Genomic DNA, 5,506 nt, shown 5'->3' on the forward strand with positions numbered 1-5,506 from the left:
ATATTAAAGGGCGTAAAACAAAACAGTCCCTTCAGGGAATTATAGGTGTACGCTATAGTTTCTAAGTATATGGTTATTTTTTAGTTATCTTTAAATATATGATTGTTTTAAAGGTCTTTAATTAAAGGTTCAGAGAACAATTTTTCAGAGCATGCAGCTTCGTTGTTCATGATAAACTGTATACCCTTATATACTTGATTATGCATTACTTTTTATCTTTGATAAGAAAACTCCGAGAAAATGCTAAAGAAGCACTATAAGAGCGCTCTTATATTCTTGATCAAAAAAGTATTTAAAAACTATAAAGAGCGGTTTTTTATGAGATAAGGAGGATTTTTAAGAAGGATTGTTGCAATCTAAGGTTGAAAATATATTTTGTAGAGCTAATTACGTTTAGTGTCTATGCAGGCGTGAAGGGGGAGGATATGGCTCTACAATATAAATGGAAACGACATTGTTGGATACTCATGTTGAGCAGCTGTTTTGTGCAAGCTGCTGCTGCAAATGAGGGGGGGACAGCACTTTTTTGTCAATCTTCAAGTTATGAAAATGATAAAGTATTTCAAGATCAATACAATGAGGATATGAAAACAGGCAGATGCATACTTGGAGCCTCTAATGATGTCATGGTAAGAACGCGCAATGAATTAGACTTTTTGAAAAAGCCTAGCGATTTTATCATGGATAAGGGTGCTAGAGTGTTTGCGAGTCAACAGGAACTTGACAGTAGTCATCGTGACAATGCTGGATATAATGCACAAGAACAAAATACTGCGTTTCTTAAAAAGCCTGAACTTATCTCCATTAAAGATGGGGCAATTTTAGAAAATTATATCCTTGATAATGAAGGTAAAGCATACATTTCAAATGATGGTGAGATTGATAGTCCAGGGCGATCCATTAATAACACTGTAAGGAATGGTGCAGAGCTTTATGTGTATGCAGGAGGACTCAGTGAGAATAGTAAAATTGAACATGGTGGAATTGAAAATGTTCAGGCTTTGAAGGGAAAACAAGGTTTTTCGAAAAATGCTGTTGTTGAAGAAGGCGGACACCAAAGTGTTGGAAATGGAGGAAAAGTAGAAGGGACTAAAATTTATGGTGGTGAGCAGCTTGTTTTCGGCGAGGGGGATATTGGAGGAGAGATTAAAGGGAGTAGTGCTTCTCATACTGTCATTTATGGTCAAGATGAAACACTAGGCCAACAAAAAGTATATGATGGCGGAAAAGTTTGGAATACGAAAGTTATGCGAGGGGGTGTCCAAGAGGTTGGAAAAAAGTCTCAAAGTGCAAAAAATGGTGGTTTTGCATTTGACACAGAAGTTTTTGGTGGTGGTAAACAACGTATCTTAAAAGGCGGTCAGGCTATTGGAGTCACTTTAAATGAGAGTGCTATTCAGGAAATATATACTGATGGATCTGTAAAGAATCTAACAATGAATGATCAAACAAAATCATGGGTGCATGCTGGAGCAACATTAGAAGGCAAGACACAGGTAAACCATTCTGGGCAGATCCATCTTTATGCTGGGAATGATCAACAACGCACCACAGTAGAAGATATTATTTTAAATGGAAAAGATACAAAACTGTACTCTGTTACTGATGAGTTTGATGGAAAAAGTTCTTTGATACAAAAATTAAGTGGTGAAGGGAGTGTTATTTTTTCGTTTACAGGTTCTGATCCATATTATTCTCAGCTTCATGTGAATAATCTTTCAGGAAATTTACATTTCGCGTTCAATACTACGATTGCCCATAACCGTGGTGATTATCTCTTGGTTGAGAAAGGCGCTGGGAAACATACAATAAGTGTTGCTGATTCTGGAGTTGAAATCACGGATCCTTTTTCAAATAAGCGTGATTTAATTACGGATCAAAGTGGTGGTGCGCATTTTACGCTGACAGATCTTAAGGGTGAAAAAATTAACGCCATTGATGGTGGAACTTATATGTATGATTTGAAAGAAAGAAAGGATGAAAATGGGAAAGTTTGGTTTTTATCGGCAGACCGCCTCAGTGGACCAGAGCCTTCTATGCCAGATCCGACAGATCCTTTTTTTCCTGGTGAAACATCAACAACCCCCTCTACAGATGCAGTGTTAACGTTGTCCGTAGTCCCTGGACTTATTTTTAATAATGAGTTGCAAGTTGTACGGAATGGTAGAAAAATTTGGGACAGAAATAAGAAAGATATCGAACTATGGACTTATGGGATTAAGAGCAGAGAACGTGTTGCGACAGGCCATACACACTTTAAGCTTGGGCAGACAGGTTTAGTCTTTGGTGCTGATCAGTTGAGTGAATTAAGGCATGGAGAGTTGTATGTTGGTGGTTTTGGGAGTTATGATCAAGCACGTGTTTCTCATGCACGAGGTGGTGATAGTGATTTGAGCTCTTATAGCATTGGAACTTACGCAACTTATTTTGATCATCGTGGATGGTATATGGATGGTGTTTTGAAATATAATTATTACCGAGATAATTTAAAAGCCATCTCAACGAATGGTTTAGCTATTCAAAGTCATTACAATCAGTGGGCGATAGGTGGATCATTTGAGATTGGCTGTTATTTTGAACCGGCACAGAATACTTGGATGCAGCCTTATATCAAGCTAACAGGTTTGCAGGTTGAAGGTAAAAGAATAAAACTTTCCAATGAAATGATAGGTGATCTAAGCCCATTAAATTCATTCCGCAGTGAAGTTGGATTGACTGCAGGACATGAATTTTTTGTGAATTCAGAAACTTCATTAACAGCTTACATTATGGCAGCTTGGTTGCGTGAGAATATAAATAATAATTATACGACAATTAATAAGCAGTATAAATTTATTACAGATTTATCAGGCAGTGCGGGTAAATTGGGAATTGGTTTAAACGGTACGGTCAATGATAAACTAACACTTTATGCGGAAGCACATTATCTAAAAGGACATAAGATTAAGAATGCTCTTCAAGGTATTTTAGGATTACGCTATAGTTTCTAAATATGTGTGTACACGGCTGATTAATTTTACAAATGTAATTGTTTTGCAAGCTTAAACAGATAACGCTCGGCTATGTCTTTTCGAGAGTATAGGGACTTTCTCAAATAGTAGGAATGTCTTTATACTCTCTTTTTTAAAGGCAACATACTGAATTTATAATAATAATTCATTTCTATGCATGTTGAATGAGAGTCCCGAGTATCATAGGATTCTCTCATTCCAAATCTGTTTATGTTGAATCAATCAAAATTATTCGCCTAGCACATCACAAGCGGGATGAACATGTGGATAAAAACTATATAAGAAAAGAGTAAAAATGTTTCTTATGAATCTTCTCTAGTGTCAAGGGCTATCATAACATTAGGATGGCAAAGTGTATGATGATATCGGCTCGCTTCTTCATAAGCGTAAAGATTGGGGACGCAATGGCTTTACCGGTATACCATTCATGGGATGACGTCGCGAAATGGGTTCGGGTGCGTTGAGAGATGTCTCTTTAAAACAAGCGCGTGAATGTACAATTCAAAGGCGTTTTGTGTTTCGTGAAGGACGTGACCTCGTTAGGCACGAGCATTTTGTTCATCTAACTTCAAATATTGAAAATTGTTCCTTGAACTCAAGTAAACAATTTGAATTTTATTAAGATTTTCAGCCGTAAGTTAGAATTTTCTAGTAGCTCATAGATACACAACTTAAAGTTGTTTATATTAAAAAATACACTTAAAAAGTGTTTTTAAACATAAATAAAACACATTACGATACAATCTAAGGCGAGTTACCTACGTAGCCGTGGGATATTTTTCTAAATAATTGAGAGTGGAGTGTCGATAATGCAGTATAAACATAAGTTGAGTTTTTCAGTATTGATGATCAGTAGTTGTTTTGTACAAGTTGCAAGTGCAGTTGAAAACAGGAATGAAGAGTTAAAAAGATTAGAAAATGTGGGAAGTGGAGGGAAGGTACCAAAAGGTTCAGCACTGATTACAACCCTTTTCAACAATAATGTTAAGATCGAAGGTGGTGGTGTTGAAATTGTTGAAAATGGAAAAACTTCCATGGGATCCACTATTGAAAAAGGAGGGATGCAAATAGTTACACGTGGAGGAAATGCAATAGATGCTAAAATCCTTGGAGGTCAGCAGTTTGTTCATGAAGAGAAAAATATTGATCTTACAAGCGTGGTGAGAAAAAGCAGTGCTTCTAATACCACAGTTTCTGGCGGCGGTGGAGCAGTGGGACAGCAGAATGTATATGATGAAGCGTGGGTGTGGTATACGAAAGTGGGAGATAACGGAGAACAAAATCTTTATGCAGGAGAAAGAAAAGAGGGGGGAAAATCAATGTATGCTCAGGTCTCTGGGAATGGGAGGCAGCACGTTTTAGCGTTAGGAGAATCTTATGATACTAATTTGAAAGATCATGCTATTCAAGTTGTATATCCTGAAGGGTTTGTGGATGGTCTGACTGTTAACAGCTTTGCTAAGTCGTGGTTCCATGTTGGTATAAAAGATGTCGTTGGAGAAGTAAGGATCAATGATCACGGAGAACTTTATTTATTCGCTGGTGATAGGACAAATCATACGACTAAGAAAAAAATTCCTATACAGGACAGATCTGAAGAAACAATATTTGAGGTTGGTGAACGGAATATAGGAGAAAAACCTCAGATTGAAATTGAAGATTTAGGGGGGCAGAATGGGACTGTTATTTTTACTTCTATACCGTATGATCCACGACATATTTCACTTCATGTTGAGAAACTTTCAGGAAGTTTGCATTTTCGATTCAATATTAGTGCTACGGGGGATGCAAGTGATTACTTGTCGATTGATGAAGGTTCAGGTAATCACAAAATAAGCGTTGCAGATTCTGGTCGTGAAATTACAGGTCCTATCTCTCAGAAAAATGGTTGGACCACAGAGATTAATTTAGTTACTAATAAATTTGGAGGCGCTAATTTTACTCTGGAAGATCTTTCGGGTAAGGACATTACAGCTGTTGATGGTGGAGCTTATCAGTATGTTTTACGAAAGAGAGAAAGATGTGCTGATTCTAGTGGTTATTCTACAATTTGGTATTTAAGTTCTGCCTCTGAAAGTACGACACGTTCGAATACTGAAACACAGTGTGTAAACAAGAAAACGAAGATTCCTCTTGCATTGTTTGATCAAAGTGCTTCTTCTAGAGGAAAAAATACCGGTTCTCGTAAACCTACTAAAAAACAACCAGCTAAACCACGGCCTCCACGTCATTTAAGAGAAGTGCAGAATGTCTCTAGTGTTTCTGTATCTCCCTCTCAAGAAAATCAGAATCGTCTGGTGTTTCCTCTAGTCAGTTCTCATCCTCTTTCTGCTGAAGAGCAACAAACTGCTGTTTCAGAATCTTCTCACTCTTTAGCCGATCAGATGATTGTGCGTCCAGTTCATAAAGAACAGCCTTCTCCACAATTGAGTGAGACGCTTTCAGTTTCTCACTTTTTGACCACGCCCTCTACAGATGCGGTATTGTCTATGTCT

2 protein-coding genes and 1 pseudogene are annotated in these 5,506 nt (G+C 37.4%); all 3 read left to right on the top strand.

Features of this window, described 5'->3' with window-relative positions:
* Positions 1 to 425 precede the first annotated feature (425 nt).
* A complete protein-coding gene (gene bafA, locus ACFILD_RS00975) occupies positions 426 to 2,990 on the top strand; it encodes a BafA family autotransporter (RefSeq protein WP_375664644.1) in 2,565 nt (854 codons plus the stop codon).
* A 339-nt stretch (positions 2,991 to 3,329) separates the two neighbouring features.
* Positions 3,330 to 3,564 (top strand): annotated as a pseudogene (locus ACFILD_RS00980) (integrase arm-type DNA-binding domain-containing protein); the annotation flags it as partial.
* 256 nt (positions 3,565 to 3,820) lie between these two features.
* A partial coding sequence (locus ACFILD_RS00985; protein WP_375664645.1) for a pertactin-like passenger domain-containing protein occupies positions 3,821 to 5,506 on the top strand: 1,686 nt, incomplete at its 3' end.

The sequence above is a fragment of the Bartonella sp. CL162QHHD genome (genome assembly GCF_042195435.1).
Classification (GTDB): Bacteria; Pseudomonadota; Alphaproteobacteria; order Rhizobiales; family Rhizobiaceae; genus Bartonella.